The 4,760-nt window shown below is 65.5% G+C and carries 4 protein-coding genes; 2 read left to right on the forward strand and 2 right to left on the reverse strand.

Annotated features, from left to right (window positions below):
- Positions 1-107 precede the first annotated feature (107 nt).
- Positions 108-1,259 (reverse strand): flavodoxin-dependent (E)-4-hydroxy-3-methylbut-2-enyl-diphosphate synthase, encoded by a 1,152-nt coding sequence (gene ispG / locus ACE3SL_RS05340; RefSeq protein WP_374524721.1) that lies wholly within the window; start codon positions 1,257-1,259, stop codon positions 108-110.
- A gap of 261 nt (positions 1,260-1,520) precedes the next feature.
- Here ispG and ACE3SL_RS05345 point away from each other — a divergent pair, with 261 nt between their 5' ends.
- Entirely contained in the window at positions 1,521-2,273 is a 753-nt protein-coding gene (locus tag ACE3SL_RS05345; protein WP_374524722.1) for a TorF family putative porin, read from the forward strand.
- A gap of 281 nt (positions 2,274-2,554) precedes the next feature.
- Positions 2,555-3,319, forward strand: a complete 765-nt coding sequence (locus ACE3SL_RS05350) for a TorF family putative porin (RefSeq protein WP_374524723.1) — start codon at positions 2,555-2,557, stop codon at positions 3,317-3,319.
- A 70-nt stretch (positions 3,320-3,389) separates the two neighbouring features.
- On the opposite strand, the gene ACE3SL_RS05355 is transcribed toward ACE3SL_RS05350, so the two are convergent.
- Positions 3,390-4,538: an alpha-hydroxy acid oxidase gene (locus ACE3SL_RS05355; RefSeq protein ID WP_374524724.1), complete on the reverse strand. Its 1,149-nt coding sequence runs from the start codon at positions 4,536-4,538 to the stop codon at positions 3,390-3,392.
- Positions 4,539-4,760: the final 222 nt, after the last annotated feature.

The raw sequence follows: 4,760 nt of genomic DNA on the forward strand, positions 1-4,760 counted from the left end.
GAAGGCTGGCGCTTCCCAAGCGTGTCTCGACTTCGCTCGACACGAACGGAAATAGAGGACGGTCTGGAATCCACCCCATTCGGACATTCGAAGGATCGCTTCCCGATTTACGCCGCCTTGCCGTGGAGCGTGTCCATGCTCACGGCGCTGCCGGCGTCGATCTCGGCGGCCTTGGCTTCGACGAGCTTCACGATGTGCGCGATCATGTCGGCGTCCGCGACATGGTGGTCGGTGACGCCCGAGAGATAGACCATATGCCGGCCGTTGCCGCCGCCGGTGATGCCGATGTCGGTCTCGCGCGCCTCGCCGGGGCCGTTGACGACGCAGCCCAAAACCGAGAGCGACATCGGGGTCTTGATGTGCTGGAGCGCATCCTCGAGCGCCTGGACGGTGCGGATGACGTCGAAACCCTGGCGCGCGCAACTGGGGCAGGAGACGACGCGGACGCCGCGGGTGCGGAGGCCGAGGGTTTTGAGGATTTCATAGCCGACGCGGACTTCCTCCTCGGGCTCGGCGGAGAGGCTGACGCGGATCGTGTCGCCGACCCCGCCCCACAGCAGGTTGCCGATGCCGAGCGCCGACTTGACGGTGCCGCCGATCAGCCCGCCCGCCTCGGTGATGCCGAGGTGCAGCGGGCAATCGACCGCGTCGGCGAGCTGCATATAGGCGGCGACCGCGAGGAAGACGTCGCTCGCCTTCACCGCGACCTTATATTCGTGGAAGTCGTGATCCTGTAGCAGCTTGATATGGTCGAGCGCGCTTTCGACCAGCGCCTCGGGGCAGGGCTCGCCATATTTTTCGAGCAGATCCTTTTCGAGGCTGCCGGCGTTGACACCGATGCGGATCGCGCAGCCGTTCGCCTTGGCGGCGCGGACGACCTCGCCGACGCGCTCCGACGAGCCGATGTTGCCGGGGTTGATGCGCAGGCACGCGGCGCCGGCATCGGCGGCTTCGAGCGCGCGCTTGTAGTGGAAATGGATGTCGGCGATGATCGGAATACGCGCGGCGCGGACGATCTTCCCCAGCGCGGCGGTGCTGTCGGTATCGGGGCACGAGACGCGAATCAGGTCGGCGCCCGCATCCTCGCAGCGGCGAATCTGGTCGATCGTCGCCACCGGATCGCTCGTCGGGGTGTTGGTCATCGTCTGCACGGTGATCGGCGCGCCGCCGCCGACGGGGACGGTGCCGACCATGATCCGGCGGCACTCGCGCCGCGCGATGTCGCGCCAGGGGCGCAGGCCGGGGTTGTGATCGCTCATGCAAAAAGCCTGAAACTAGGGAGAGATGGAACGCTCTTTAGCCGTCCGGCGACGACTTGGCAAAGCCCGGCAGCCTTTCGTGTGGCTGTTGCGTGAAAGACACAGTTTGTTACGATATCGTCGCAAAGGCGCAATTTTCATTTGTGCGATGCAGCAAGATCGGCAATTTTCTGCCCGTTCGTCGTATCAGGCCCGGATAGAGGCGTGGACGCGCATGGCAGGCGGGACGATCCGGTTCCAATCAATAAGGGGGATCAACCCATGACGTTTCTCAGCAAGGCGTGCTTCGGCATGCTGCTCGCGGCATCGGCGATGTCGACACCGGCCTTTGCGCAGGATGACGAAAACAAGGTCGGCCCGTTCACGCTTTCGGGCGGGGTGGATTTCGTTTCGGACTATCGCTTCCGCGGCATTTCGCTGTCGAACGAAAAGGTCGAGGTCCAGCCGAGCCTGACGCTGACCCACGACAGCGGCTTCTATGTCAGCGCGTGGGGATCGGGCCTTCCCGACAGCCCGCTTTACGGCAAGTTCGAGCTCGACCTGATCGCCGGCTATTCGACCGAGGTCGCGCCGGGGACGACGATCGACCTCAACACGACCTATTATACCTACCCCGGCCACCAGAACGGCGCCGGTCCGGCGAACTATGTCGAGTTCATCGGTTCGGTATCGCACGACATCGGTCCGGTCTCCGCGACCGCGCTGGCGGCCTATGCCCCCAGCCAGAAGTCGCTGGGCAGCGACGACAATATCTATCTGAACCTCGGCCTCGGCTTCGCGGTTCCCAATTCGCCGCTCACGCTCAACGCCGGCCTCGGCTACACCGACGGCGGATTGGGTGCGGCGTCGGCCGACGGCAATTATCTCGACTGGTCGGTGGGCGCGTCGTTCGCGGCCGGTCCGGCCACTTTGTCGGTCGCCTATATCGACACCGACATCAAGAAGACGGGCGTCAAGGCCGTCGATACGCTTTACGATCCGACCGTGGTCTTTACGCTGGGCGTCGCCTTCTAGGCACCCGGCCGGTCAGCGACCACGCGCTCGAAGGGGGCGGCTTTCGGGGGAGAGCCGCCCCCTTTTGCGTGCGGACAAGCTGCGGGGCGGTGCCCGAGGTTCATCGGCTGTTGCACAAAAGTCGCATCTATTTGCCGATTTTTCCGGGCTCATGCATTTTTCATTTGTGCGGCGCAGCAAACTGGTCAACAAAACCGTCACGCGAGGCCGGACCAGTCCGAAAAGAGACTGGCTGCCGCGCGGCAGGCAGGGACGATCCAACAACCTCAAGGGATCTGTCCATGAAAAATCTCTCCTACGCTTGCTTCGGCATGCTCGCCGCCGTTTCCATGCTTCCTGTCGCGGCTCACGCCCAGGAAGAACCGGCGTCCGAACCGATCACCATCACCGGCAGCGTGACGCTGGTATCGGACTATCGCTTCCGCGGTTTCACCCAGAGCGGCGAGGACCCGGCGATCCAGGGCGGCATCACCGTCACGCACGAAAGCGGCTTCTACGCCGGGACCTGGGCGTCGAGCGTCAGCTTTGCCGGCAACACAGAGGTCGACCTGTTCGCGGGCTATAGCAAGGATCTGGGCGGCGCGACGATCGACGGCGGGCTGCTCTATTATCTCTATCCCCAGCATGGCGGTTCGGGCGCCGATTTCTTCGAACCCTATCTGAACCTGTCGACCGACGTCGGCCCGGTGAACGCCAAGGTCGGCGTCAACTATGCCTGGAAGCAGTCGGCGCTCGCCAACGTCCAGGATGCGAGCCGCCCGCTTGGGGCGAAATCCTCGTCCTTCTATCTGCATGGCGAACTCGCCGCCAAGATTCCGGATACCCCGTTCGCGCTCAACGCCCATGCCGGCCATTCGTGGAGCGACGCCTTCCCCGGCGGGTTCGACGGCAAGGTCTTCGACTGGTCGGTCGGGGCGACGGCTTCGTACAAGATGCTGACCTTCGGCGTCAGCTATGTGAACACCGACGAGCCGAAGGCGCTTGGTTACAAGAGCGGCATCGGCGCCGATGGCGCGGTGGTCTTTTCGCTCGGCGCGTCCTTCTGACGCCGGGCCGGAGGCGGCATCCGGGGGAAGGCCGCCTCCTCATCCGCAACCGCGAACTCGGGTCCTGACCCTAGCGCCAGCGCAGGTTCGCTCGGCTCAGGTCGGCGAGGTTTCTGGCGCCCATCAGCTTCATGCCGCGCTCGATCTCGGCGCGGAGCTGGGCGACCGCGCGGGCGACGCCTTCCTCGCCCGCCGCGGCGAGCGCGTAGAGGTAGAGGCGGCCGCCCGAGCAGGCTTTTGCGCCGACCGACAGCGCTTTCAGCACATGGGTGCCGCGGGTGATGCCGCCGTCGCAGATGACTTCGAGCTTGTCGCCAACCGCATCGACGATCTCGGCGAGCGCATCGAAGGGCGCGATGCTGCCGTCGAGCTGGCGGCCGCCGTGGTTCGACACCATGATCGCGGTGGCGCCGATATCGGCCGCGCGCTTGGCATCCTCGACCGCGGCGATGCCCTTCAAACAGAAGGGGCCGTTCCACTGCTTGCGGATCGCCTCGGCGCGCTTCCAGTCGAGGCTCTGGTCGAGCATCGAGGTGAAATATTCGGCGACCGATTTGGGAACGCTCGACCCTTCGGAAACATGCGTGGCGAGGTTGGGGAGGCTGAATTTTTCGCGCAGGACATAGTTGAGGCCCCAGCCGGGCTTGATCGCATAGCTCAGCATGTTGCGCGCGGTGAAGCGCGGCGGCGAGGTGAAACCCGAGCGGAGGCAGCGCTCGCGGTTGCCGCCGACGATCGTGTCGACAGTGAGCGCGACCGCGTCGAACTTCGCGTCGCGCGCGGCGTCGAGCATCGCCTTGTTGAGCCCCTCGTCGTGGTGGACATAGAGCTGGAAGAGTTTGGGGCCGTCGGTCAGCGCGCCCGCCTCGGCGAGGCCGATCGTCGCGAGGCTGGAAATGCCGGCGACGGTGCCCGCGTTCGCGGCGGCGCGGAGGACGGCGCGTTCGCCCTGCCAGTGGAAGAGGCGCTGAAGCGCGGTGGGTGAGAGGAAGAGCGGCATCGCGATCTCGCGCCCGAAGAGGGTGGTGCGCATGTCGATGCTTTCGACGCCCGCAAGGACGCGCGGGATCAGGTCGCAGCGGTCGAAGGCGTCGCGGTTGCGGCGGCGCGTGACCTCATCGTCGGCGGCGCCGTCGATATAGTCGAACACCGGCCAGGGCAGGCGGCGCTTCGCGAGGGCGCGGAAATCGTCGATATTGTAGCAGTCGGTGAGTTTCATATTTGCCCTGTATGTCGCGTCATTGCGAGCGCAGCGAAGCAATCCAGAGTGGCGCACTCCGCCCTGGATTGCTTCGCTGCGCTCGCAATGACGAGGGAAAGGTGGATCTCATGCCGCCACCAGCCGCGCCAGCGCCCAGCGCGGCTCGACCGGGCGCGCGGCGTCCTGAACATGCGCCGCCACCCGCGCGCCGATGGCGGGGGCGAGCGCGAAGGCGCGGCC

It is taken from the genome of Sphingopyxis sp., assembly GCF_041916015.1.
Taxonomy (GTDB): Bacteria; Pseudomonadota; Alphaproteobacteria; order Sphingomonadales; family Sphingomonadaceae; genus Sphingopyxis.